We start from the raw sequence: 25,301 nt of genomic DNA on the forward strand, positions 1-25,301 counted from the left end.
CAACAGCTTATGTATGGGGTCCTGCCCGATACGTCTTGTTGTTATGTCCGGATGCGTCAGCGGTAATGTCCGTGTTTTTCGAGTACTTCGATCTTGTAGCCGTCCGGGTCTTCCAGGAAAAAGAATCGGGCGATGAGTTCGCCCTTGCCATCCTTGAATTCCTTCACGTCCTTGGGCTGTAGATTCAGTCCGGCGAGGCGCTCGTGTTCCGCGCGCACGTCATCGACCACGACGGCGAAGTGACCATAGCCGTCGCCATGCGTGTAAGGTATATCGCGCCCCTTGTTCCAGGTGAGTTCGATCTCGGCGTCGGTCTCGTCGTTGCGCAAATAGACGAGCGAGAAGTCGTCGAAATCCAGGCGATGGCTCGGCGTGAGGCCAAGCGCGGATCGATAGAAGTCCAGAGATCGGTCGAGTTCGCGAACGCGAATCATGGTATGAATCAGCTTTGCCATTGGCGCTCCTTTTGATGAGAACGTCCGCCGCTCGCGCGGGAGAAAGCATTCGCTGAATGCCCCGCCACGGCGTCATGAGCAATCTACCGAGAGTGGCGAGGCGCGAGGTAATACACGGTTAAATTTTAGGAGGCGCGAGCCTTTCACGTAGAAATTATTGCGGGCGGCTCGCCACGCCTTACGGCGCGGCTATCTGCATTCGGGCATGCGAATCGGTGTAAACCCTCTGGCGCCGGCGGGCATCAGGACGCTTCGAAATCGCGCATCGACACGACGCCCGGAAGCTCCGCAACGAGAAAGTCCAGCAACGCGCGCACCGACGGCAACTGGTTCTGTCCATACGGCACGAGCGCGGTGAGTTGCGCATCGCCGCAGGTCCATTCCGGAAGCACGCGCATCAGACGGCCATCGGCGAGTTCTTCCTTGCAGACGTAGCCCGGCAAGGCGACCATCCCGAGCCCCGCCACCGCCGCGTCTTTCAGCGTCAGCATGCAACTCGTCATGAGCACCGGCGAGAGGCGCACCGTGCTCACCGTCTCGTCGCGGCGCAGCGTCCATTCGTGCGGCACGCCGCCGCGCACCATGAAAAGCGAACGCCGCCCCGCGATGTCATCGGGCGTCGCGGGCGGCTTCGCGCCTTCGAAGAAATCCGGGCTGCTGAAGAGCATCCACGGCGTCGGCGCAAGCGGACGCTGGATCAGCGTCGAATCCTGCAAGGGCTGACTGTGCGCCCGGATCGCGATATCGAAGCCCTCGGCGACGATATCGACTTCGGCATCGGACAGGTGCTCCATTAGCCGCACTTTCGGAAAACGCTCGCAAAAACGCGGCAGCAGATTGCGCAGCGCGAACTGCGCGGTGGCCACCGCCGTCGAGATCCGCACGAGCCCGCTCGGCGAGAGGATGCGCTGCCGCACCACCGATTCCGCCGCGAGCGCTTCCTGAAGCATCGAACGCGCGCGCGCATAGAACTCCGCGCCGATCTCCGTCACCGCGAACTGGCGCGACGTGCGATTGATGAGCCGCACGCCGAGCTGCGCTTCGAGCTGGTTCACGCGGTAGCTGATCGTCGATTTGGGCAAGGCAAGCGCCCGCGCGGCGGCGGTGATGCTCTTGTGATCGACCACCTGCACGAAGTAGTACATGTCGTTGAGATCCAGCATGGGCGCGTTTTCCTGATTTCCCAATGGCCTGATTGGCATCGGGCATGTTACACGCGGCCTGTTTCGACGCGTCGGGGGTCATCATCTCCGGTCGTCCAATCCATTGCACGCAGCGTCCATCGCCGACGCCTTGTTTCGCTCAGCCAGACGTCTAAGCTGCGCAGTGTCCAACCCAAGGAGATAGCGATGAACGCCCAGGCCAGAACGCGCATGACCCGCGACAACACCGCCGTGCTGCTGATCGATCACCAGGTCGGTCTTTTCACCGGCGTGCGCGATATCGGTGTCGGCGAGTTGAAGCACAACGTGGTCGGGCTGGCGAAGGCCGCGATCGCGCTCGGTCTGCCGGTCATCGCCGTGACCACCGCGCGCGACAGCATGTGGGGGCCGACCATCCCCGAATTGCGGGCCGCGCTCGGCGACGCCGATATCCTCGATCGCTCCACCGTCAACGCATGGGACGAGCCGCGCTTCGTCGAGAAGGTGAAGGCGGCGCGGCGCGATCATCTGATCATCGCGGGCCTGAGCTTCGAAGTGTGCGCGTCGCTGCCCGCGATCTCCGCGCGCGACGAAGGCTATCAGCCGGTCGTGGCGCTCGACGCGTGCGGCACGTTCAGCGCTTACAAGCACGAGGCGGGACTCGCGCGGCTGACCGCGCTCGGTATCGAAGTATCCGACTACGCCACGCTGATGGTCGAGATCATGGCCGACAACGCCGACCCGAAAGCACTCGATGTCTACGCCGCGCTCGACATGCCCTTCGCCACGCTGATGGGTCAGGTTGCCGAGGGCTTCGCGCGATGAACGGCACGCGCGACTTCCACGACGTGATCATCGTCGGCGGCGGCTCGGCGGGCGCGGTGCTCGCCAATCGCCTCAGCAGCGATCCGGCGCGCCATGTGCTGCTGCTCGAAGCGGGCAACGCGTATCGGCCGAACCAGTTTCCCGGCGTGCTCTGGAACGCGGACCACGCGGGCGGCGACGCGGCGCACGACTGGGGCTATCGCGGCGAGGTGGCCGAAGGCGGCGCCACGATCGCCGCGCTGCGCGCGAAGGCGCTCGGCGGATGCTCCTCGGTGAACGCCGCCGTCGCGATGCGCGCGCGTCCCGCCGATTTCGCCAAGTGGACCGCGCGCGGCCTGAAAGGCTGGTCGTTCGACGACGTGCTCGACTGCTTCAAATCCATCGAAAATACGCCCGACGGCGACGATCGCCATCGCGGACGCCACGGCCCGCTTCCCGTGCGCCAGCGCCGCCGCGACGAACTCACGCCCGCCGTCAACGCCTTCGTGGACGGCGCGCTCGAATGCGGTTTCGCGTACGTGGAAGACTTCAACGGCGAGGAACAGGCGGGCGTGTCGCCGTATCCGCTCAATGTGGTTTCGGGGCGGCGCATCAACACGGGCATTGCGTTTCTCGACGACGGCGTGTGCGCGCGTCCCAATCTCACGATCATGGGCGGCGTGGAAATCGATCGCGTGTTGATCGACGGCGGTCGCGCCCGCGGCGTGCTCGATATCGAAGGCAGGGCATTTCATTCGGATACCGTCATATTATCGGCGGGTGCGTTCGGCAGCCCGGCCATTCTGATGCGCTCGGGCATCGGGCCGGCGGCGCATCTGCGCGATCTCGGCATTCCGGTCGCGGCGAACCTGCCGGTCGGCGAACGCCTGCAGGAGCATCCGTTCTACTACAACATCTACGCGCTCAAGCCCGGCGCGAACGGCATGTTTCCCGCCGCGGGCGCGATCCTGTGGGCGGCATCGTCCGAGGCGGCGTCCGGCGATCTCGACCTGCATGTCTCCGCCACGCATCTGTTCGATCCGGCGCAGTCGCCCACCGGCGGCGCGCTCGTGCTCGCGGCATCGGTGACGCAGCCGGAATCCGTCGGCTACGTGCGGCTGGCGGATCGCGATCCGAGGCGCGCGCCGCGCATCGTGTACAACTTTCTCTCGACCGCGCGCGACCGGCGCCGCATGGTCGAATGCGTGAAAATCGCGCGTGCGATCGGCCGCTCGAAGGCGTTTTCGGCAACGGTCGCCGAAGAAATGACGCCCGGCGCTGCGGTAGCGGACGCCGATCTCGAAGCGGCGATCCTCGGCAATCTCGACGCCTATGCGCACCCGACCTCCACCGCGCCGATGGGCGACAACGGCGTGGTCGATGCCGATGGCCGCGTTCACGGCATCGACGGGCTGATGGTCGTCGATGCGTCGATCATGCCCGGCATCCCGAGCGCGCCGACCAATCTGACGACGATGATGCTCGCCGAGCACATCGCGTTTCGCGTATTCGCCGCACCGTGAGGACGACATGACCCCATCCGACGTGTTTCCCCTCTCCGACGCCGACCGCGAAGCGCTGCCCGCGCTGCACGACATGTTCCGGCGCTTCTGGTCCGGCCCGCTCGCGCAAGCCGCGCCGCGCGTCGCCTACGATGCCTTTTTCGCGGCGACGCCGCCGCTCGCCGGGGTAGCGCTGCACCCTTCCACCGATCCGTCGTTGCCCGGCTGGGTCTGCGTGCCCGAGCAGGCCATCGGCGATCAGGCGTTGCTGTATCTGCATGGCGGCGCCTATGCGATGGGCACCGCGCCGGCGTATCGCGGCTTCGTCAGTCAGATCGCGGCGCGCACGCGGCGCACGATCTTCATTCTCGAGTATCCGCTCGCGCCTGAAACGGCCTTGCCCGCCGCGATCGGGCTCGCGGCCGGGGCCGTCGAACGCTTGCGCGAACGGTACGGCACAGTCGGCGTGATCGGCGATTCGGCGGGCGGCGGCCTGACGCTCGCGACGCTGGCGCAGACCGGCAAGGCCGCCGCCGCCGTGGTGTTTTCACCGTGGACGGACCTGACCTTGAGCGGCGCAAGCCTGCGCGAGCGCGCCGCGTCGGAACGTCTGCTCGATGAAAGAGCCCTGCGCGCCGCCGCGCGGGGCTATCTCGGCGGCGCAGCGGCGGACGACCCGCGCGCATCGCCGCTCTTCGGCATTCCCGATGCGCTGCCGCCGCTGCTCGTGCAAGTCGGCGCTGACGAGATTCTCTACGACGACGCGCGGCGCTACGCCGAGCGGGCGCACGCGCGCGGCCACGATGTGACGCTCCAGGAGTGGACCGGCATGCCTCACGTGTTCCAGCAAAACGTGGAGCAACTCGAAGCGGCGCGACACGCGCTCGATCTCGCGGCGGCGTTTCTGGAACGTCACATGGCGCGGCGCGGCTGACGGCATCGCGCGCCGGGTCACAACATCCAGCCCCGCGCGAAGGCGTCGAAACGCGCGGCTTCCTCCGCTTCCCACGTCGCGCTGCGTCCCAGTTCCTCCGCGACGATCCGCGCCACGTCCGGCGCGGCGCGGCGCGCCTCTGCGGCGTCGAGGAAGAGCGCGCGATCGCGGCGCGCGAGCACGTCTTCCACCGAGCGCGCAAGCTCCGCGCGCACCGCGAAGCGCGTCTGCGCCTCCGTCAGCCCGCTCGCCTGCACGAGCACACGGTCCGCGCCCGGCAATCGCGCAATGAACTCGGCATCGGCGCCGTATCGGCCGCCCTGCTGCGCCGTCGCGCCGTGCAGCGGCAGCGAGGCCGTGCGGCACGGCGCGGCGGACAACAGGCCGTTGCTGACGGCAAGATCGACCACCTGCTGCGCCATCAGCCGATACGTCGTCCACTTGCCGCCCGTCACGGTGATCATGCCCGTCGCGTTCGTTACGATGGTGTGCTCGCGCGAAAGCGCCGCCGTCGAGGCATCGGCGTCGCCCTTCACGAGCGGACGCAAGCCGGCCCACACGCTCAGCACATCGTCGCGCGTGGGTTTCACCGAGAGATAATCCGCCGCCGTCGCGAGAATGAAGTCGATGTCCTCGTCGCTCGCGCGCGGATCGAGCGGCAGATCGCGACGCGGCGTGTCCGTCGTGCCGACGATCGTGTGCCCGTGCCACGGCACGACGAACAACACGCGGCCATCTTCCGTGCGCGGCACGAGAATCGCGTCGCGGCTTTGCAGGAAGCGGCTGGGCAACGTGAGATGCACGCCCTGGCTCGGCGCCACGATCGGCCGCGCGGCGGGATCGGCCATGGAGCGGATCGAATCGACCCACACGCCCGTCGCGTTGACGAGGCAGCGCGCGCCGACGTCGAGCACATCGCCCGTTTCGACGTCTTCCACCGCGACCCGATGACACCCCGCGTCGCGATCGAACCTCACGCCGCGCACCGCCGCATTGTTCAGCGCGATGCCGCCGAGATCGAAGAGCGTACGCATCAGCGTGATGGCGAGACGCGCGTCGTCGAACTGGCCGTCGTAGTAGAGCGTGCCGCCGCGCAACGCGTGGCCGTGCAGATGGTCCGCGAGCATCGGCGATTTTTCGCGCGTTTCGGCAAGACCGAGGCTGCGGCTCGCGGCGAGATTGAGCGAACCCGCGAGCCAGTCGTAGATCTTGAGCCCCGCGCCGTAGAGCAGCCTGTCGGCGGTCCGGTAGGCGGGCACGATGAAGCCGAGCGGGCGCACCAGATGCGGCGCATTGCGCGCGAGCAGGCCGCGCTCGCGCAACGCTTCGCGCACCAGCGGGACATTGCCCTGCGCGAGATAGCGCACGCCGCCGTGCACGAGCTTCGTGGCCTTGCTCGACGTGCCTTTGGCGAAATCGCGCGCTTCCAGCAGCAAGGTGCGGTAGCCGCGCGACGCCGCATCGACGGCCGTGCCGAGGCCGCTCGCCCCGCCGCCGATCACGACGACATCGAAGACCGCCGTGCGGTCCAGTTCGCGCAGCAGCGATGCGCGCTCGGGTGGAGTCGTCGAGTGCATGTCAGCGCGTGATCGGCGTGCCGTCCTTGCGCACGAAGCGGCCATCGGCGTTGGCGCTCATCATGTCGACGTCGGAGCAGGTGGTGAGATCGTCGAATACGCGGCTGCCGACTTCGAGATACATCGCGATTTTCTCCGACCGGTTGATCATGTGATGGCCGTTGCCGCTGCCCTTGGGAAACGCCGCGCAATCGCCCGCGCGCAGGAGCGTTTCGCCTTCGTCTTCGAGCAGCACCAGTTCGCCTTCGAGGACGTACACGAACTCGTCCTCGTGCGAGTGCCAATGACGCTGACTCGACCAGCCGCCCGGCGGCAGGCGCATGAGATTGACGCCGAAATCGCCGAGGCCGCCGGCATCGCCGAGTCGTCGGCGGATGCGCCCGGCGCACGGCGCATCGAAAGGCGGCGGGTAGCCCGAGCCTTCTATCTCGGGCGCGGCGGCGAGGTCGATCTTGGGCATGGCGGGTGGAGTGTCGGTGGAAGGGAGAATGTCTCATACTTCGCTGCGGAATTTGCGATCGAAATGTTTGCCCGCGCGGCGAATACCACGCATAATCTCCGCATGAAATGCGGTGATTCGATCTATATCTGGGAAGCGTCCGGCTGGCCCGCATGGCGCTACGACATGGCGCGTCTGGCGGTACTGCTTGCGGACGTGTCGCGCGCGCAAGGGCTGCTGCTCGGCCGGCTCACCGATGCAGGCATCGCGCTTCGCGACCAGGCGAGTCTCGCCGTGCTCACCGAAGACGTCGTCAAGACCAGCGCCATCGAAGGCGAACGGCTCGATGTCGCGTCGGTGCGCTCGTCGATTGCGCGCCGGCTCGGCGTGGACATCGGCGCGCTTGCGCCCACCGACCGTCATGTCGAAGGCGTCGTCGACATGGTGCTCGACGCGACCCTCCAGTGCGCCGCCGCCCTGACCAGAGAGCGCATGTTCGGATGGCACGCTGCGCTCTTTCCGACCGGCTACAGCGGCATGTCGCGGATCAGCGTCGCCGCCTGGCGCAACGACGAGCACGGTCCCATGCAAGTCGTTTCGGGGCCGATCGGCAGGCAGAAGGTCCATTTCGAAGCGCCGCCCGCAGGCCGTATCGATGAAGAAATGGATCGCTTCCTGGCGTGGGTCAACGCCGACTCCGCCGAGCCGCTCCTCCTGAAATCGGGACTCGCGCATCTCTGGTTCGTCACCCTGCATCCGTTCGACGACGGCAACGGCCGCATTGCCCGCGCGGTGGGCGACCTCCTGCTCGCCCGCGCCGACCGCAGTCCTCGACGCTTCTACAGTCTGTCGGCGCAGATTCAGCGCGAACGCAAGGAATACTACGCAATACTGGAGCGCACCCAGAAAGGCACGCTCGACGTGACCGAGTGGCTGACCTGGTTTCTCTCCGCCGTACTGCGCGCGATCGAAACCGCGCAGCACGCGCTCGACGCGGTGTTCGTCAAGACACGCTTCTGGCAACGGTGGGCCGGCACGGCATTGAACGAACGGCAGACGAAGCTGATCAACCGGCTGCTGGACGGTTTCGAAGGCAAGCTCACCAGCAGCAAGTGGGCGTCGATCGCGAAATGCTCGCCCGACACCGCCTTGCGCGACCTCAACGAACTCGTTGCGCTCGGCATCTTGCATCGCTCGTCGGCGGGCGGGCGCAGCACATCGTACGAACTGAGCGATCCGGACTCGATAGCGTAGATCCGGACGCAAATACCCAAGGATATCTGGCATGGCGCAAGCGCCGCACATCGACACGAACGCTCGAAACGAACGCTGGCTTTCCGTCGGCGGCCCGATCGTGTTCCTGATGCTCTGGTCCGCGGGATTTCCCATCGCGAAGACCGGTCTGCATTACGCATCACCGCTCACGTTTCTGTCGATACGTTTCGCGCTGAGCGTCGGCGTGCTGCTCGCCGTATGCGCGATCAAACGTCCGCAATGGCCGCGCGATGCGCGTGCGTGGCTGCATCTCGTCGTCGTCGGCTTTCTCGTGCAGGTGATGTACTTCGGGCTCAGCTATCTGTCGATGACGGCGGGCATCGCCACTTCCGTGCTCGCGCTGATCGTGTCCTTGCAGCCGATTCTCGTCGGCGTGCTCGCGCCGAAGTTCATCGGCGAGCGGATCGGCGCGCGGCGCTGGACCGGGCTGCTGCTCGGTCTCGCGGGCGCGGCGGGCGTGATCGCCGCGCGCGGGCCGCTGCACGCCGAATCGCTCGGGCCGGTGTTGCTCGCGGTGGGCGCGCTCATCGGCATCACGGGCGCAATGCTCTATGAAAAGCGCCTCGGCACGGCGCAAGATCCGCTGACCTCGAACCTCGTGCAATACAGCGTCGGCCTGATTTTCTGCGCGCCCATGGCGCTCGCCTTCGAGCATACGCAAGTCAACTGGACGCCGACGCTCATCGCCACGCTCGCCTATCTCGTGATCGGCAACTCGCTGATCGCCATCACCCTGCTGCTCGCGATGACGCGCGCGGGCAAGGTCTCGCAAGTGGCGTCGCTGTTCTTCTTCGTGCCGCCCGCGGCGGCAGTGCTGTCGTGGTTCTTTCTCGGCGAAGTCCTGCCGGCGGCCGCATGGTGGGCAATGGGCGTCGCGGTGCTCGGCGTCGCCATCGCGACATGGAGCCCGCGCAAGTAGCTCAGTGCGAATGCTTCGGCACGTCCGCGCCGCGACAGCCGACGAGAAAATCGAAGTCGCAGCCCTCGTCGGCCTGTAAAACGTGCTCGACATACAGCTTGCGATAGCCCGTGCGATCTTCGGGAATCTCGCGCTTCGCCGCGTTCCATGCATCGAGGCGCGCGCGGATTTCGTCATCGCCGATATCGATGCGCAACACGCCGTTGTCGCAATCGAGCTCGATCCAGTCGCCGTCGCGCACGATGGCAAGCGGGCCGCCCGCGCGCGCCTCGGGCGCGACATGCAGCACGACGGTGCCGTACGCCGTGCCGCTCATGCGCGCATCCGACACGCGCACCATGTCGGTCACGCCTTGCGCCAAGAGCTTCGGCGGCAAGCCCATGTTGCCGACTTCCGCCATGCCCGGATAACCCTTCGGCCCGCAATTTTTCATGACGAGCACGGAGTCTTTCGTGACGTCGAGATCGGGATCGGCGATACGGGCTTTGTAGTCGTCGAAATTTTCGAACACGACCGCGCGGCCGCGATGTTTCAGCAGCGAGGCCGTCGCCGCCGATGGCTTCAATACCGCGCCGTTCGGCGCGAGATTGCCGCGCAGCACGCACAATCCGCCATCGGCGACGAGCGGTTTGTCGAGCGGGCGAATCACTTCGTCGTTATAAAGCGGCGCTTCCTTCACGTTCTCCCACAGCGTGCGGCCATTGGCCGTGAGCGCGCCGGGATGCGGCAGCAGATTCGCTTCGCCGAGCCGCCGCAGCACGGCGGGCAAGCCGCCCGCGTAGTAGAACTCTTCCATCAGGAAACGTCCGGAAGGCTGCAGATCGACGAGCGTCGGCGTGCCGCGCCCGATGCGCGTCCAGTCGTCGAGTTCGAGCTTCACGCCGATGCGTCCCGCGATCGCCTTCAGATGGATCGCCGCATTCGTCGATCCGCCGATGGCCGCATTCGTGCGAATCGCGTTCTCGAAGGCCTCGCGCGTGAGCAGTTTCGAGAGCCGCAGATCCTCCAGCGCCATCTCGACGATGCGCATGCCCGACAGATGCGCGAGCACGTAACGGCGCGAATCGACGGCCGGAATGGCGGCGTTGTGCGGCAGCGTGACGCCGAGCGCTTCGGCCATGCACGCCATGGTCGATGCGGTGCCCATCGTGTTGCAGGTGCCCGTCGAACGCGACATGCCCGCTTCCGCCGACATGAACTCGTGAATCGAAATCTTGCCTGCCTTCACCTGCTCGGAGAGTTGCCACACGACCGTGCCCGAGCCGATGTCACGTCCTTCGTGCTTGCCGTTCAACATCGGGCCGCCGGAGACGGCGATCGCGGGCACATCGCAGCTCGCCGCGCCCATCAGGAGCGCGGGCGTGGTCTTGTCGCAGCCGACGAGCAGCACGACCGCATCGACGGGATTGCCGCGTATGGCTTCTTCCACGTCCATGCTGGCGAGATTGCGCGTGAACATGGCGGTGGGCCGCAGATTCGATTCGCCGTTCGAGAACACCGGAAACTCGACGGGAAATCCGCCCGCCTCGTACACGCCGCGCTTCACGTGCTCGGCGATCTTGCGAAAGTGCGAATTGCACGGCGTTAGTTCGGACCACGTATTACATATGCCGATAATCGGTTTGCCCGCGAACTCGTGATCCGGAATGCCCTGATTTTTCATCCAGCTCCGGTACATGAAGCCGTTCTTGTCCGCGGTGCCGAACCACGCCGCGGAGCGGAGCTTGAATTTGGGGGCGCTCATGGCTGTGCTCACTGTGCGGGAAAGACCTATAAATAGCATGACTATATCGAGGGCACGTACCGGGAAAACGCTAATCGAAACGTCAAAACACACTGCATATAGTTTGTCTATTGAAGTCGGCGCGCGGGCTTCGCATATCCCAATTACTAGTTAAAAAAACGCCGCGCTATCGAATGATCCTCTCGCACTGCTCGCATCGTCACCCGCACGCTTTCATTTTTCGATCATGAAAGCCGCGCGCGCGTGACGTGCCGTGAAAACCCAGTATTCGACCAACGCAGAAGAGACCGGAGGAAGATATGGCGCAGAATCGGGATGACGACGCGAAAGACGGCAACAGCCTCATCAGTTCGGGCCGGCGCGGCCTGATGCAAGGCGCGGGGCTAGGCGCGGCGCTATCGCTCTTGGGCGGGGTGAGCGGCGCGGGCGGCCTGATTTCGACCGCGCAGGCAGCCGAAGCGGCGTTCCCGCAGCACAAGAAATGGAAGATCGTCTTCGTCAATCACGTCACGACGAATCCGTTCTTCGTGCCGACGCAATACGGCATTCAGGACGCGTGCGCGATGTTCGGCATGGACTATCAGTGGACCGGCTCGGCCACGTCCGACGCGGGCGAAATGGTGCGCGCGGTGAATTCGGCGATCGCCGCGAAAGCCGACGCCATCGCCGTGCCGATCGTCGATCCGAACGCGTTCGACAAGCCGATTCAGGCCGCGCTCGACGCGGGCATTCCCGTGTTCGCTTACAACGCGGATGCCCCGCGCGGCAAGAGCAATCCGCGTCTCGCGTATATCGGGCAGGACCTGTATCTGTCGGGTTATCAGATGGGCGAGCGCATCGCGAGTCTCATCGACAGCGGCATGGTCGCGCTCTTCATCGCGACGCCGGGCCAGTTGAACATCCAGCCGCGTCTCGACGGCGCGAGCGACGCGATCAAGAAATCCGGCAAGAAGATCGACATTCAGACCGTGGCGACCGGCGCGACCGTCAACGAGGAACTCTCGAAGATCAAATCGTTCTATCTCGGCCATCAGGACCTGAAAGGCATGTTCGCCGTCGATGCGGGCAGCACGCAGGGCGTCGCGCAAGTGATGAAGGAATCGAACCTGCCTTCGAAGGGCGTGCATGGCGGCGGCTTCGATCTCTTGCCGCAGACGATCCAGCTCATCCACGAAGGCTTCCTCGACTTCACCATCGACCAGCAGCCGTACGTACAGGGCTTTTACACGGTGATGGAAGCGTTCGTGTTCCTCGCGTCGGGCGGGCTCGTCGGGCCGGCGAACATCAACACGGGTCTCAAGTTCGTGACGAAGGACACGGTCGAGCCGTATCTCAACACGTCGACGCGTTATGAAGGCAAGACCACCAAGCCGCAAATCGTGCCGATGAAAGGCGCGATCAAATCCTGATGAATACGGTGAACGAACCTAGCAAGGCAACGGCGCCCGCGCGAGTCGAAAGCCCGCGCGGGGCGTGGGTGTCGCACTGGGCGCCCGAGTTGCGCATCCTCCTGGTCGCGGTGCTGCTCTGCGCGTACTTCCAGTTTCTCAACCACGATTTTCTGCTCAGCAACGCGAGCCTCGTCAATCTCTCGCAGTACATCGCGCCGGTCGCGATTATCGCGTTCGGCGAAATCATGCTGATGATCGGCGGCGATATCGATCTGTCGGCGGGCATGGTGTTCGCATTCGCACCGTTCATGATGGTCTTCGCCAACGAGGCGGGCGCGCCGATGTGGCTCGCCGTGATCGCCGGTCTCCTCGCGGCGGCGATCATCGGCTTCGTGAACGGCGCGGTGACGGTCTATCTGCGCCTGCCCTCGTTCGTGACGACGCTCGGCACGCTCTTTCTGATCAACGGCATCACGTTGACGGTTTCGCGCGGCACGCCCGCCGCGACGCCGGGCTCGCCGGAGTTCGCCGCCGTCATGGGCGCGTGGGGCTACAGCGAGATCATCTGGACCGTGGCGATCGCGTTCGTCATGCACGTGCTGCTGCGGCACACGCGCTGGGGCCTGCACACGCAGGCGGCGGGCGCGAATCCGATCGGCGCGAGCGAGGCGGGCATCCACGTGAACCGCTTGCGGCTCGGCAATTTCGTGCTGGCGGCGGTGCTCGCGGGCTTCACGGGCGTGCTCGAAAGCTTTCGCATCACGTCGATCGATCCGCAGGCGGGCGGCAATCAGATCATGTTCCTCGCCGTCGCGGCAGCGGTGATCGGCGGCACACCGCTCACGGGCGGCTCGGGCACGATCGTCGGCGGGCTGCTGGGCGCGGCCGTGCTCGGCATTCTGAGCGACGGCTTCACGCTCATCGGCATCAATGCGTTCACGTTCAACATCATTCTCGGAGGCGCGATTCTCGCGGCGATGATCTTCAACATCCACGTCGGGCGCATTCGCCGCAAGGGAGCACGGTGATGAACGATCTCGCTCTTCGCGGCGACAACATCGTCAAGCGCTTCGGCGCGGTGACCGCGCTCGACGGGGTCTCGTTCACGCTCGGTCAAGGCGAGATTCTCGGCATTCTCGGCGACAACGGCGCGGGCAAATCGACGCTCGTGAAAATCCTCACGGGCTTTCATCAGCAGACGAGCGGCACGCTCTCCGTGCACGGCGAGGAAACGCTGCTCAAGTCGGTCGATCATGCGCGCGCGCTCGGCATCGAATGCGTGTATCAGGATCTCGCGCTCGCGAATTCGCTGTCGATCTATCACAACATGTTCCTCAACCGCGAGATCGTGCGGCGCGGGCCCGCGCGCGTGTTCCGTCTCGTCGATCACAAGCAGATGCGCGAGCGCGCCGCGCATCTGCTCGAAGATATCGGCGTGCACGTGCCGTCCGTCGATCTGCCCGTGGAGCGTCTGTCGGGCGGGCAGCGTCAGGCGATCGCCGTCGCGCGCGCGGTGCATTCCAACGCGAAGATCCTGCTGCTCGACGAGCCGCTCGCCGCGATGGGCGCGCGCGAGGCCGCGCTCATCATCGATCTGATCATGCGCCTGAAGGAGAAAGGCGGGCTCTCGATCATCATGATCATGCACAACTACGCGCAGACGCTCGATATCGCGGATCGCATCATGCTGATGCAGCGCGGCCGCGTGACCTACGAGCAGCAGAGCGCGAATACGTCGGTCGCCGAGCTGATGGATATCGTGAGGCGCGAGTATCGGGCGATGCGCGCGACGACCGCGCAATAGACGCCGTCAGGCCGCATCATGGATTACCGCAATCCGAAGCAGCGCAAGAGCATGCACGGGCGCATCGTGCAGGAGCTCGGCATGCGGATCGTGAGCGGCGGCATCAAGCCGGGCGAGCGCCTGCCCACCGAACCCACGCTGTGCGAAACCTATGGCGTGAGCCGCCCGGTGCTGCGCGAGGCGACGCGCGTGCTCGTCGCGAAAGGGCTGGTCGTGTCGAAGCCGCGCGTGGGCAGCGTCGTGCGCGCGCGCGACGAATGGCACATGCTCGATCCCGATGTGCTCGTGTGGACCATCAGCCATCTTCCCGAAGGCGAGTTCTTCCGCTCGCTGATGACGGTGCGGCAGATCATCGAGCCCGCCGCCGCCGCGCTCGCGGCCATCTCCGCCACCGACGACGACATCGCGCGCATCGGCGCGGCCTATGAGCGCATGGAAAGCGCGCAGACGGCCGCCGCGCTGCTCGATCCGGACCTGGCGTTTCATCGCGCGATCATGTCGGCGACGCACAACGACATGCTCGCGTATATCGGCAACATGTTGTCGCTCGCGCTCTCCGAATCGATCAAGCTGACGAGCCGGCATCCGAACACGCACGCGCTCTCGCTGCCGCGCCATAAGGCGATCTTCACCGCGATCGCCAACCGCGATGCACTCGCCGCGCGTCAGGCGAGCGTCGTGCAGCTCGACAACGCGCGCGCCGACGCCAACTCGATTCTCGGCGGCGCAGCGCTCGAACCCGACCGGCCGCGGTCCGGGTAAGAATGTCCGAACCCGCGCCGTCGTAACGTTTGCTTTTGCCGAACGCACCTCAAGTCCTCTCCATCCTCGCCGTAAACCCTATTAAGACCGGCATCGACGCGGTCTTCGCTTAACCCCTTCCTTCCGCCGGCGTGCCGCTTTCACCGGCTCGCCGGGGTCTTTCGACGATCTTTCCACACGTCCTGGCGCTCGACGCGGGATGAAGGCCCCTCATCGGTCCGTCCGCTTTCGCGCGGGCGACCCGGGGAGCGTGCGCCTGCTTCGTGGACATGGATGGATTTCGACCATTCCGTAGCGCGCATCGACATGATTGATTTTCTCCACGCCGGCGTTCCGATTTTTCGCCTTGCCCGATTCAAGGCTGTCGCGCTTGCAGCGGCCATGAGCGTGCTGCTCGCCGCGTGCGGCGGCGGAGGCGGCGGCGGCAGCGACGCCGCATCGTCCACCGTGGCGACGCAAAGCGGCGTCGCTTCTGCGTCCGGTTCGGCATCCGGTTCGGCCTCCGCTCCCGACACGGCCGCTTCGTCGCCGGTGACGCCGGCCACGGACACGCAGACATCGAAAACCACGACGAACCCGGCGTCCGCACCGGCCGGCGACGCAGGCAGCGGCGCATCGTCGCCCGCCGCGAGCACGCCGGCCCCGGCTTCCGGCGCGGGCAACGCGACGGCGCCGCTGCCGCCCGCACGGCTCTTCTACGGCGTGAACGGCCACAATAACGAAGGCGGCGCCTACGATATCTCCAGCCCCGCGCTGCAGCTTGCGCAGTTGCAGGATCTCGGCGCGAAGCTCTATCGCAACGAGGTGTATAACCAGGGCACCGTGACCAAGCTCGCGGGCATCGCGCAATTCATGGCGACGGGCGGTGTCACCGTGTATCCGGTGATGCTGATGGGCATCAGCGATTTCAACAACGAGACCGAAGGCTATAACGCGGGCTTCACGCTCGGCCGGCAGACGGCGACCTCGCGCCGCTACCCGTACTACGAAGTCACGAACGAGATGGAAGCGGAACTGCTCCTCGGCAATGTGGACGGCGTCTATCCGCAGCAGTTCGACATGGCGAAATTCCGCATCCTGCGCGGCGTCATTCGCGGGATGATCGCAGGCATCCGCTCGGTCGATACGTCGGGCAAGATCATCATGGGCGGCGGGACGTGGCTGCATTACGGCTTCCACAAGATGCTCGCGGCCGGCATGGAGCCGGACGGCAGCATCGGGCATCCGGCCGTGGACTGGGACATCACCGCGTGGCACTGGTATTCGGAGCAAGGCGACATCACCCACGCGTGCGGCGGCACGGGTTGCCACAACGTGCTCGCGGAACTGAAGGCGCTCGGCAAGCCGATCTGGATCAACGAGTTCGGCGTGCGCCCGAACTACGGCACGGATCAGCAGATCGCGGCGTATCTCGTCGGCAACACGATGATGGCGCAGTTCGTCGCGCTCGCCGCGACGTACGACATCGAATCGATCCAGTCCTACGAGCTTTACGACGACGATCCGGTTCACGGCGAAGGCGCATTCGGCCTTCTGAAGTTCGATGGCTTCACGCCGAAGCCCGCTTACGCCGCGTTCAAGAACTTCGTCGCGGCTCATCCGATGTGAGCGTCTCCTGCGCGATCATCACCGCGCCATGTTCGATGCGAATCGGAATGCGCCTGAGGCTCGCGCCGAGACAAGGCCCGTCGACGCACACGCCGTCTTCGAAGCGGAACATCGCGCTGTGATGCGCGCACATCAAGAGGCCGCCTTCGTAGGTCCAGAACGCGTCCGGCTCGTAGTTGAGCGGAATCGAGAAGTGCGGACACACATTGCGATACGCCCAGACTTCGCCGCCGCGGCGCAACACGAGCACGGACGGCGCGGCTTCGAGGCCGCCGCCGTCGGGCACGTCGTCGAGCGTGCAGATCGCGTTCATGCGCGTTCCTTCGCGATCAGCGTGAAATCGCGCGCCACGTCGTAGCCGTTTTCCCGCGGCGCGTACTCGATCACGAGCGATGGCTTCACGCCGAACACCGCGTCCGAATTCACGTAGGGATCGTCGGCGGAATAGAGCGCGGTCGTCAGTTGCGCGTAGCCGGGCGCGTCGATACGAAAGTGAATGTGCGCGGGACGCATCGGATGACGGCCGGTCGCGACGAGCATCTGGCCGACGGGGCCATCGGTTGGAATCGGATAGCTCGTCGGCTTGATCGAATGGAACGCGTAGGCGCCGTCCGCGTTCGTGCGGAACCGGCCGCGCAGATTGCCTTCCGGCTGGTCCGGGTCCTGTCCTTCGTACATGCCGTTCGGCGCGGTCTGCCAGACCTCGATCAGCGCGTTCGCGACGGGCTTGCCGCTCGTTGCATCGCGCACCGCGCCATGAAAGAACACCGGCTCGCCCTCGCTTTGCGCGATGTTCGCGCCAAACCCCGATTCCTTCACGCCATCGCGATAGAACGGCCCGAGCAGGCTGCTTTCGGTCGCGGCTTCTTCGTGATGCTGGTTGATATCGTCGAGGACGATCGACAGCCCCAGCGTATCCGACAGCAGAATGAACTCCTGCCGGATGCCGTCGCACTTCTTGCCGGTGGCGGTGAGAAACTCGATGCCCTGCCGCCATTCGTCGTGCGTGAGGTTCACTTCGCGCGCGAACGCGTGCAGATGACGCACGAGCGCGGTGACGATTTCCTTCGTGCGCGCATCGGCGCAAGCGCCGAAGGCTTCGGTGACGTTGTGCGTCAGAGACTCGTTCATGGTCGTCGTCCTTCGTAGGCCGCTTCGAGCAGCGCACGCAAGGGCGCGCGTTCCACCGGCCGCGGATTCCAGTACGGGCTTTTCATCGCGACATCGATGGCGATATCGATCTCGCTTTCCTTCATGCCGATGTCCTTCAGCGCGGTCGCCGCGCCGTTGTCCCGCGCGAGATCGAATGCGCCTTGCGCGGCATCGCCGGCGCCGAGCGCGCGGGCGATACGCTTCATCGCATCGGGCGCGGCGTCGCGGTTGTAGGCGAGCGCGTGCGGCAATACGATGGTATGCGTTTCCGCGTGCGGCAGGTTGAACGTGCCGCCGAGCGTGTGACACAGCTTGTGATGCAGCGACATGCCGACGCTGCCGAGCACCGCGCCGCACAGCCACGCGCCGTAAAGGCAATCGCCGCGCGCATCGAGATCGCCGGGCTTCGCCACCACTTTGCCGATGCCCTGCGCCAGCGCGCGGATGCCCTCTTCCGCCATCAGGCTCGTCACCGGATTCGCGTCCTGCGCGTAGAGCCCTTCCGCCGCGTGCGCGATTGCGTTGATGCCGCTCGTCACCGAAAGCGACGCGGGCAGCGATACCGTGAGTTCCGCATCGTAGATCACCGTTTTCGGCAGCACGCGCGGGTCGCGTCCGGTCCTCTTCAGGCCCGCTTCGGTGAGACCGTAGATGGGCGTCATCTCCGAGCCCGCATACGTGGTCGGCACGGCGAGTATCGGCAGCGACGATGTCAGCGCGATCGCCTTGCCGAGACCGGTCGTCGAACCGCCGCCGATGGCGATCGCGCAATCCGCGCCGATGCGCTCGGCGACCTCGCGCGCCTCGCGGGCGGTTTCGACCGGCACGTGCATCACCGCTTTGGCGAAGACGCCCGCCGCGCGCGGCCCGATGCGTTCGGCGAGCGCTTCGGCCTGGTCGCGCTGCGGCGGCGTCGAGAGAATGAGCGCGCGCTTCGCGCCGAGCAGCTCGATCTCGCGCTCGATATGTTCGATGCTGCCCGCGCCGAACACGACGCGCGACGGCATGCCCTGATAGATGAACGATTGCATGATTCCCGATGCGCTTTTAGCGCGGATAGTAAGGCGGAATATTGGCGTCGACATTCACCCACACCGACTTGGCCTGAGTATATTCGCGCATCACTTCGAAGCCCATTTCCCGGCCATAACCGCTCGCGCCGACGCCGCCGAAGGGCGAGCCCGGACTCACGCGCTTGTAGCAGTTGATCCACACCATGCCGCTGTGCAATTGCCGCGCGACGAGATGCGCGCGTTGCAGATCGCGCGTCCAGAGGCCCGCGCCGAGGCCGTATTCGGTGCCGTTGGCGATGGCGAGCGCTTCCTCGTCGGTCTTGAAGGTGCTGACGGTGACGAACGGGCCGAACACTTCTTCCTGCGCGACGCGGTCGGTCGGCTTCGCCTGCACGATGGTCGGCTCGACATAGCAGCCGTTCGCGAGCGCGGCGGCGTCCGGCGCCTTGCCGCCCGCGAGCACGCGGCCGCCCTGCTCGCGCGCGACATCGACATAGGACAGCACGCGATCGCGATGCATCTGCGACGTGAGCGGCCCCATTTCCGTCGACGGATCGAGCGGATCGCCGATGCGGATCGAGCGTGCGAGCGACGTGAAGCGCTCCAGCAGTTCATCGGCGATGGATTCATGCACGATCAGCCGCGATGCCGCAATGCACGCCTGCCCCTGGTTATGGAAGATGCCGAACGCGGAGCCTTGCACGACGGCAGCGAGATTGGCGTCCGCGTAGACGATGTTCGCGCCCTTGCCGCCGAGTTCGAGCTGCACCTTCTTCAGATTGCCGCTCGACGCCTGCACGATCTTGCGCCCGACCGCCGTCGATCCGGTGAACGCGACCTTGCCGATGTCCGGATGCTCCGCGATGTATTGCCCAGCGACCTGTCCAAGCCCCGGCAGCACGTTCACCACGCCCGCCGGGAAGCCGACTTCGGCCATCAGTTCGGCGATCGCGAGGCTCGACAGCGGCGTGAGTTCGGCGGGCTTCATCACGACGCAATTGCCCGCCGCGAGCGCGGGCGCCATCTTCCAGCTCGTGAACATCAGCGGAAAATTCCACGGCACCACTTGCCCGACGACGCCCACCGGCTCGCGCGTCAGATAGTTCAGAAAGCCCGCTTCGACCGGAATCACCGAGCCTTCGAACTTGTCGGCCATGCCGCCGAAATAGCGGAAGGTCGCGGCGGTGCGCGGCACGTCGAGATTGCGCGTGTCGCGGATCGGGTGGCCCGTGTCCATCGATTCGAGGCGCGCGAGTTGATCGGCGTTGGCTTCGATCGCATCGGCGAGTTTCAGCAGCAGGCGTCCGCGGTCGGCGGCGGCCATTGCGCTCCACGCCGGGAACGCTTTTTTCGCGGCTTGCACCGCGCGGTCGATGTCCTCGCGGCCCGCCATCGACACTTGCGCGATCACGCTGTTGTCGTGCGGATTCAGGGTCGCGAGCGTTTCGCCGGACAGGGCGGGCACGAAGCGGCCATCGATGAAGAGTTGCGTTTGCATGTCTTGCTCGTGTCGAAGATTGAAGACGAAGCCTCTCTCGCGACGCCTTCGTTCAAGGCGCCGTCGAGATTCAAAGGACAGGGATTTAAAGCGCGACCGGATACGGCGGCAACTCGCCGCTTTCGTAGCGCTTGGGCAGATCGGGCGTTGCGTTTTCCCAGACGAGCAGCATCGAGCGCTTCTGCGAATAACCCTTGTGGCGAATGTCGGCGGGCATCGCGGCGATATCGCCGGCGTTCATCGTGATGCGCGCACGCGGCTCGCCGGTGTCTTTATCGGCGACGTCCCAGATGATCTGATCCGACAGTTGCAGGAACCACTCAACGCGGTCGTTGCCGTGGAAAACCGGCAGCACGAATTCTTCGGTCGTCGGGCAAAAAAGGCTTTGCTTGCAGACGGACGTGACCGACGGATTCCACGTCACGTCCGAGCGCGACAGATACTTGAAGAGGCTGAATGCGTGCAACTGGCCTTCAAAGCCCGGTTCCGCTTGAATCTCCGGCTCGTCCTGCGAGACATCCGCGAACTGGCGATTCACCGGGAAGTCGTCGCGCAGGGGCGAGTCGCCTTCGAGGCCCGGCATGCGCTTGGTCGCAATGCGCGTGCGGTCGATCGCCGCGATGTTGTCGCCGTGTTTCGCGCCGAACGCCGAGCCGGTTTCCTCGGGCGCCGCGAACGGGTCGAAGCCTTCGTTCACCCAGTCCTTCAGGATCGCCTTGAAGGTCGCCATGATGATCGGCGTTTCGAACTGCTGCGTGTAATCGACGCCCGCCTCGCGGAAGCTCGCGTTATACGCGCCGGCGTACATGTCCACCTTGCCGTAGTGGTTGCGCGTGCCGATCACTTCGTCGAAATTGACCCAGCCGTAGAAGAAGCCCCACGCGACGTCGCGCATCATGGCGCGCAGAAAGTCGTCGGCGTGCATCTGATGCGAGCGCGTCTGGCCTTGCGCCGGCCACTTCACGGTAACGAAGTAGGCATCGCGGCTGAATTCGAAATCGCCCAGTTTGAAGGTGCGGTAGCCGGTGGTCGCATCGGGATCGGTGGCGACGACGCTTTGCAGGAAAGTGCTGGTATCCATGATGTTTTTGCTCCGAAAGATGAGTTCGCGGCGGCGTTACTGAATGCAGATGTCGGCCCACTTCTCGACCGATGCCGCGCCGAGAATCGTCTGCACGAGCAGCACGCCGGTCTTTCTCGCTTCGAAGCGATACGCCGCGCCCGCGGGCAGCAGCGCCTGATGACCGCGGCGCAGACGCACGAAGCCCATCTTCTGGCCCGAAGGTTCGCCTTCGAGCTTCACCGTGCCTTCGATCTCTTCGCTCACGAGCGCGCCGTCGGACGGCTTGATGAAGTGCACGTCGATTTCGCCATCGAGCGCGACCGCGAATTCATCGTGCGATGCGGTGAACCACGGCGACACGCCCTCTGCGCGCAGCGTTTCGATCACGTACTTGAGGTTCTTGCCGACCACTACCTTTTCATACGGCGCGGCATGGCTCGCGACTTCGAATACGTTGGACATCACGTAATGCGAGGCCTGGCCTTTGATGATTTCGATCGAGCCTTTGCGATAGTTATCGAGGCTGCCGAGTTGAGTCGGTTGCATGTCTGTCTCCGTGTCTGCGTTCACTTTCGCGGTGTCGCGTTGGAATCAAGATTAGGGCGGTGCGCGCCGCGAGGCAATGAATCGAGGTTCGCGTTTGCCGAACGTCGCGTGCTCGATCGCGGCCTTAGGGAAAGTACTTACTTTCGCGCTTGTTGCTCCGCGAGCCACGGATAGCGCTGCGTGTCCGCGCCCTCGTAGTCCGGGTCGAGATAGATGAAGCAGCGCTGGATCTTGAAATCGCGAATCTCGAAGACATCGGTCCAGCGGCCCGCGTGCGTGACGCCCGCGCGCCATTCCACGCCGCTTTGGGTCGCGCCGTAGCTCGTGCCTTCGACGACCACCGTGTCGCCCTGCTGGATCACGTTCAGATACGCGAGATCGTGCTTGAACCTCGCGACGATCGTGCCGAGATCGGCGAAGAGCTTTTCGAAGGCCGCGCGGCCCGTCGCAATGCCCCATTTCGGGAAATAGACTTCGGCGTGGTCATCGAACAATTCGAAGAATGATTGGCCGCGATCGAGCCTGCGCAGATATTCGAGCGCGATGGTCTTGCGTTGTTCGTCGGTCATGGTGGTGGGGTTCATGCTTTCGTCTCCTGTTGTTCAGTTCAATGCAGCGTGCGCAGATAAGCGATGATCTTTTGCCGCCGCGCTTCGTCGCCTTCGAAATAGGTCATGGCGTTGCCGGGCGCGACGGTTTGCGTATCGGTGAGCCACGCGTCGAGCAGCTTTTCGTCCCAGACCTTGCCCGCCGCCGCGGCCTTCATGGCCGCCGAATATTTGAAGCCCGGCTCCGATGCCAGCGGCTTGCCGACGATCCCGAAGAGATTCGGCCCCTGACCGTTCGGCTCGCCCTTGTTGAAGGTGTGGCACACGGCGCAATTGTTCGTCGTGAGCTTCTTGCCGAGCGCGGCGGTGTTGTCCTGCGCGTAGGCCGCGGTGCTGGCGAGTGCGAGCATTGCTATTAAATTCGTAATCCGAATCATGATTGAACTCCGTTGGCCGATTGTGCGGCACGATAAGCAAACGCGATGATCGGCCCGAGCGTGCCGCCGCCCGCCCAGTACGCCCGCGCCGATGCCGACGCCACGCAGTTGCCCACGCCGTACAAGCCCTTGATCGGCGCGCCGCGCGTATCGAGCACCTGTCCGTGCGAGTTGGTTTTCGGGCCGCCTTTCGTGTCGAGATTGCCCGCGACGATGAGTGCCGCGTAATACGGACCTTTCGCGGCGAGCGGATACATCGTCTCGTTCTTCTGATCCGCCTTCTTGGCCGTAGGCCCGTTGAACAGCTTCTCGACGATCCGCTCGCCGCGGTGAAAGTCCTGATCCACGCCCGTCTTCGCGAAGCCGTTGAAGCGTTTGATGGTCGCGTCGAGATTGCGCGTGAAGTCGTCGCTCAGCGTGGCGCCGCCGAGCGCGCTCTGATACTTCGCCATGCGCTCCCTGATCGCGCTGGCAAGTTCCGCGAGCGTGTTGCCACGCACGACGTGCCGGTCGTTCGACCCTTTCGGCACGATGAGACTGCCGTAATCGTCGCTGCCGCAATGGTCCTGCGCCTGCTGATCCCAGATCGAAATCAGCGTGAGATTCGGATACTCGCCCTTCGCGCCGTCCCATTCGGAAAATGTCGCGCAGACTTCGTTGTACGCGAGCTTTTCGTTGACGACGCGCTTGCCGTACTTGTTCACGTAGAGCATCGAATCGCCCGTCGGCGTGAAGATGCCGGAGAGCGAGCCATCCTTCGCGATAGCCTTGTCGAGCGAGATCGGCGCCATCCACGAGTAGTTCATGTTGCGCAACTGCACGTCGAGCGCGCTGGAAATGCGCACGAAATCGCCTTCGTTCGTCGGCGCGGCGCAGCCACCGTACACGGCGCCGTGCAGGAAGTTCTTGCGCAGTTCGGGATCGTGCGTGAAGCCGCCGGTCGCGAAAATCACCGCTTTCTTTGCGCGGACGCGATACAGCGTGCCCTCTTCCGTCAGCGATTCGACGCCGATCACCGCGCCCGATTCATCGACGAGCACTTTCTGCACGCGATAACCGGTCTTGATATCGATGCCATCGCGCCGTGCGGCCGCGCTCATCGTGCGAATCGCGACGCGTCCGCCATCGGACATGCTCGGCAGCCCGTCTTTCGGGAACAGCACGCGGCCGCGCGGCGCCTTGTCTTCGGGCAATTCGGCCCAGTAATCGGGCACCGCCGCTTCATGCCGGTACGGCAGCGCGCCCTTGTTTGCGAGCAGCTCCGCCGCGGGCGATGCGCTGTCGTAGATCGCCTCGCACATCTCGTACTCCCAGTCGGAGAGGCCGAGCTTCGGCTGCGTCGGATCATATTGCTCGGGCCGCGAAAGGCGCGCGACATAGCGCATGTAGTCGGCCTTCGGATCGGCGATGCCGGCGCGGCGCATCGGCTCGTTGTTCGGCACCCAGTACCAGAACGCGGCCTTCGCCGCCGTGCCGCCGACGCTGCCCGCTTTCTCCAGGATCGCGACGCGGTTGCCGAGCCAGCGCGAGAAAAGCGCGGCCGGCAAGCCGCCGCCGCCGCCGCCGCACACGACGACGTCGTATTCGGCGTCGAACTTGATGTCGCTCGCGGCACGCGCGGTGAGCGACACCGCGCCGAACGCGGCCGCCGCCGTGCCCGCGCCAGCGGCCTTGATGAAGTTGCGCCGCGAGGCGGCGGGTCGAATCGTCTCGTTCATGTTCGTCTCCTTTATTTCGCTATGCTTACCAGTAATGCCAGGCCTGCACGAGAATGCCGTTGGTGAGCGTCGTGTTGCGCCCCGAAACCGAGTGCTGGTATTGGATGGAAAGCTGGTCGTACATCTTCTGGTGCACGAACGGCAGGCTGTTCGGTTTGAACTGGAACAGCACGCCGACACCCACGGTCGTTTCGCGGCTCGCGCTGTTCGAGACGGGCATCGCAGCGGTCTGGTTGAACGTGCCGCCGCTCGTCTGAAAGTCGAGGCCGACGAAGGGAATCGCAAACGGATTGTCCGGCGGCGAAATGCTGTAGCCGACGCGCAAGTTCAGATGGAACGAGTTGCCCGGGCTCAGGTCGTCGTGGCCGGAGCGCAGCGTGCGTCCGCGAATGATGCCGCCGAGAAGCAGATCGACGTTCACGTGCCCGTACCAGTCGTCGTAGAAGACAGACGGCCAGAACGACCACGTATTCGTCGAGACGTCGTTCTGTCCGATCGGCACCTGCACGTAGGCTTGAGCCCCGAGCGTGGTCGCGGGCGCGGGGTTGTACCAGACCAGGCCGCCGATCAGCGGATCGCCGATGCCGCTCGCGGAAAACTGCGATCCCTGCGAGCGGATCTCCGGCACGGTGATGCTCGCGTTGAACCCCACATGCGGCAGCGACGGCAGCTTCCAGTAGTGAATGAACGTCGATAAGCCGACGAACGTGTTCGTGCCCGGACCCGCGACCTGGTTGCCGTGCGCATCGAAGGCGCGGCTGTCGTGATTCCAGTCGAGGTTCTGGCCGAAGGAGTCGTACGTGCCTTCGAAGTCGGAGCTGAATTGCCAGGTCTGCGGGCGGTCCGTCGCGAAGGGAATGCCCGCCGCGTGAGCCGTCATCGAGCAGCCCGCGCCGAGCATGGCGAGCGCGCATGCCAGGCGTATTCGTATCGTTGGTTTGGTGTGCCGCCTTTGCATCGTCGTCTCCGG

25 protein-coding genes are annotated in these 25,301 nt (G+C 65.0%); 10 read left to right on the top strand and 15 right to left on the bottom strand.

What is annotated here, in order from left to right; translation table 11 throughout:
* Positions 1 to 56 precede the first annotated feature (56 nt).
* Together AWB70_RS27735 and AWB70_RS27740 are read right to left on the bottom strand one after the other, a co-directional pair.
* Complete coding sequence (locus AWB70_RS27735) at positions 57 to 455, bottom strand: VOC family protein (RefSeq protein ID WP_053570838.1); 399 nt, start codon at positions 453 to 455, stop codon at positions 57 to 59.
* A gap of 242 nt (positions 456 to 697) precedes the next feature.
* On the bottom strand, positions 698 to 1,618 hold the full coding sequence (locus AWB70_RS27740; RefSeq protein WP_014193840.1) for a LysR substrate-binding domain-containing protein: 921 nt from the start codon (positions 1,616 to 1,618) through the stop codon (positions 698 to 700).
* 186 nt (positions 1,619 to 1,804) lie between these two features.
* Here AWB70_RS27740 and AWB70_RS27745 point away from each other — a divergent pair, with 186 nt between their 5' ends.
* Genes AWB70_RS27745 through AWB70_RS27755 form a run of 3 tightly spaced genes read left to right on the top strand, consistent with a single transcriptional unit; the run spans position 1,805 to position 4,837 of the window.
* Positions 1,805 to 2,422, top strand: coding sequence for an isochorismatase family protein (locus AWB70_RS27745; RefSeq protein ID WP_014193841.1), 618 nt, complete (start codon positions 1,805 to 1,807; stop codon positions 2,420 to 2,422).
* The gene (locus AWB70_RS27750; RefSeq protein WP_053570839.1) at positions 2,419 to 3,924 is read left to right on the top strand and encodes a GMC family oxidoreductase; all 1,506 of its coding nucleotides are present in this window, start codon (positions 2,419 to 2,421) and stop codon (positions 3,922 to 3,924) included. Before AWB70_RS27745 ends, AWB70_RS27750 begins: the two co-directional genes overlap by 4 nt.
* Before the next feature lie 7 nt (positions 3,925 to 3,931).
* Complete coding sequence (locus tag AWB70_RS27755; RefSeq protein ID WP_053570840.1) at positions 3,932 to 4,837, top strand: alpha/beta hydrolase fold domain-containing protein; 906 nt, start codon at positions 3,932 to 3,934, stop codon at positions 4,835 to 4,837.
* Between the two features lie 17 nt (positions 4,838 to 4,854).
* On the opposite strand, the gene AWB70_RS27760 is transcribed toward AWB70_RS27755, so the two are convergent.
* Both AWB70_RS27760 and AWB70_RS27765 read right to left on the bottom strand, forming a co-directional pair.
* Positions 4,855 to 6,414: a glycerol-3-phosphate dehydrogenase/oxidase gene (locus AWB70_RS27760; RefSeq protein ID WP_053570841.1), complete on the bottom strand. Its 1,560-nt coding sequence runs from the start codon at positions 6,412 to 6,414 to the stop codon at positions 4,855 to 4,857.
* A gap of 1 nt (position 6,415) precedes the next feature.
* On the bottom strand, positions 6,416 to 6,874 hold the full coding sequence (locus AWB70_RS27765; protein WP_053570842.1) for a cupin domain-containing protein: 459 nt from the start codon (positions 6,872 to 6,874) through the stop codon (positions 6,416 to 6,418).
* A gap of 102 nt (positions 6,875 to 6,976) precedes the next feature.
* On the opposite strand from AWB70_RS27765, the gene AWB70_RS27770 reads away from it, so the two are divergent.
* Complete coding sequence (locus AWB70_RS27770; protein WP_053571053.1) at positions 6,977 to 8,107, top strand: Fic family protein; 1,131 nt, start codon at positions 6,977 to 6,979, stop codon at positions 8,105 to 8,107.
* 31 nt (positions 8,108 to 8,138) lie between these two features.
* Complete coding sequence (locus AWB70_RS27775; protein ID WP_045456044.1) at positions 8,139 to 9,047, top strand: DMT family transporter; 909 nt, start codon at positions 8,139 to 8,141, stop codon at positions 9,045 to 9,047.
* A 1-nt stretch (position 9,048) separates the two neighbouring features.
* Here the strand turns inward: AWB70_RS27775 and AWB70_RS27780 are convergent, their stop codons facing one another.
* Positions 9,049 to 10,791, bottom strand: coding sequence for an IlvD/Edd family dehydratase (locus AWB70_RS27780; RefSeq protein ID WP_014193848.1), 1,743 nt, complete (start codon positions 10,789 to 10,791; stop codon positions 9,049 to 9,051).
* 299 nt (positions 10,792 to 11,090) lie between these two features.
* On the opposite strand from AWB70_RS27780, the gene AWB70_RS27785 reads away from it, so the two are divergent.
* The 5 genes from AWB70_RS27785 (at position 11,091) to AWB70_RS27805 (ending at position 16,356) form a co-directional block, all read left to right on the top strand.
* On the top strand, positions 11,091 to 12,200 hold the full coding sequence (locus tag AWB70_RS27785) for a sugar ABC transporter substrate-binding protein (RefSeq protein WP_053570843.1): 1,110 nt from the start codon (positions 11,091 to 11,093) through the stop codon (positions 12,198 to 12,200).
* Entirely contained in the window at positions 12,200 to 13,210 is a 1,011-nt protein-coding gene (locus AWB70_RS27790) for an ABC transporter permease (protein WP_053570844.1), read from the top strand. The genes AWB70_RS27785 and AWB70_RS27790 overlap by 1 nt, the downstream gene beginning before the upstream one ends.
* Complete coding sequence (locus AWB70_RS27795; protein ID WP_014193851.1) at positions 13,210 to 13,986, top strand: ATP-binding cassette domain-containing protein; 777 nt, start codon at positions 13,210 to 13,212, stop codon at positions 13,984 to 13,986. Before AWB70_RS27790 ends, AWB70_RS27795 begins: the two co-directional genes overlap by 1 nt.
* Before the next feature lie 18 nt (positions 13,987 to 14,004).
* Entirely contained in the window at positions 14,005 to 14,748 is a 744-nt protein-coding gene (locus AWB70_RS27800; protein ID WP_045456038.1) for a FadR/GntR family transcriptional regulator, read from the top strand.
* 381 nt (positions 14,749 to 15,129) lie between these two features.
* A complete protein-coding gene (locus AWB70_RS27805; RefSeq protein ID WP_235024368.1) occupies positions 15,130 to 16,356 on the top strand; it encodes a glycoside hydrolase 5 family protein in 1,227 nt (408 codons plus the stop codon).
* On the opposite strand, the gene AWB70_RS27810 is transcribed toward AWB70_RS27805, so the two are convergent.
* The 10 genes from AWB70_RS27810 to AWB70_RS27855 all read right to left on the bottom strand — a co-directional run bounded on the left by AWB70_RS27810 (position 16,325) and on the right by AWB70_RS27855 (position 25,289).
* A complete protein-coding gene (locus AWB70_RS27810; RefSeq protein ID WP_053570845.1) occupies positions 16,325 to 16,669 on the bottom strand; it encodes a Rieske (2Fe-2S) protein in 345 nt (114 codons plus the stop codon). The genes AWB70_RS27805 and AWB70_RS27810 overlap by 32 nt on opposite strands.
* Positions 16,666 to 17,487, bottom strand: coding sequence for an intradiol ring-cleavage dioxygenase (locus tag AWB70_RS27815; protein ID WP_053570846.1), 822 nt, complete (start codon positions 17,485 to 17,487; stop codon positions 16,666 to 16,668). The genes AWB70_RS27810 and AWB70_RS27815 overlap by 4 nt, the downstream gene beginning before the upstream one ends.
* Positions 17,484 to 18,539, bottom strand: coding sequence for a maleylacetate reductase (locus AWB70_RS27820; protein ID WP_053570847.1), 1,056 nt, complete (start codon positions 18,537 to 18,539; stop codon positions 17,484 to 17,486). Before AWB70_RS27820 ends, AWB70_RS27815 begins: the two co-directional genes overlap by 4 nt.
* A 16-nt stretch (positions 18,540 to 18,555) precedes the next feature.
* Entirely contained in the window at positions 18,556 to 20,019 is a 1,464-nt protein-coding gene (locus AWB70_RS27825; protein WP_053570848.1) for an aldehyde dehydrogenase family protein, read from the bottom strand.
* Positions 20,020 to 20,104: 85 nt separating this feature from the next.
* Positions 20,105 to 21,100 carry a hypothetical protein gene (locus AWB70_RS27830; protein WP_053570849.1) on the bottom strand — a complete coding sequence of 332 codons (996 nt, stop codon included), beginning with the start codon at positions 21,098 to 21,100 and terminating at the stop codon, positions 20,105 to 20,107.
* Between the two features lie 36 nt (positions 21,101 to 21,136).
* Positions 21,137 to 21,628, bottom strand: a complete 492-nt coding sequence (locus AWB70_RS27835; RefSeq protein ID WP_053570850.1) for a cupin domain-containing protein — start codon at positions 21,626 to 21,628, stop codon at positions 21,137 to 21,139.
* Between the two features lie 137 nt (positions 21,629 to 21,765).
* Positions 21,766 to 22,212, bottom strand: a complete 447-nt coding sequence (locus AWB70_RS27840) for a nuclear transport factor 2 family protein (protein WP_053570851.1) — start codon at positions 22,210 to 22,212, stop codon at positions 21,766 to 21,768.
* A 23-nt stretch (positions 22,213 to 22,235) separates the two neighbouring features.
* On the bottom strand, positions 22,236 to 22,586 hold the full coding sequence (locus tag AWB70_RS27845; protein ID WP_235024369.1) for a c-type cytochrome: 351 nt from the start codon (positions 22,584 to 22,586) through the stop codon (positions 22,236 to 22,238).
* Positions 22,587 to 22,609: 23 nt separating this feature from the next.
* Entirely contained in the window at positions 22,610 to 24,331 is a 1,722-nt protein-coding gene (locus AWB70_RS27850; protein ID WP_053570853.1) for an FAD-dependent oxidoreductase, read from the bottom strand.
* Positions 24,332 to 24,356: 25 nt separating this feature from the next.
* The gene (locus AWB70_RS27855) at positions 24,357 to 25,289 is read right to left on the bottom strand and encodes a transporter (RefSeq protein ID WP_235024370.1); all 933 of its coding nucleotides are present in this window, start codon (positions 25,287 to 25,289) and stop codon (positions 24,357 to 24,359) included.
* Between the last annotated feature and the right edge of the window lie 12 nt (positions 25,290 to 25,301).

This window comes from Caballeronia cordobensis (assembly GCF_001544575.2).
Lineage (GTDB): Bacteria > Pseudomonadota > Gammaproteobacteria > Burkholderiales > Burkholderiaceae > Caballeronia > Caballeronia cordobensis.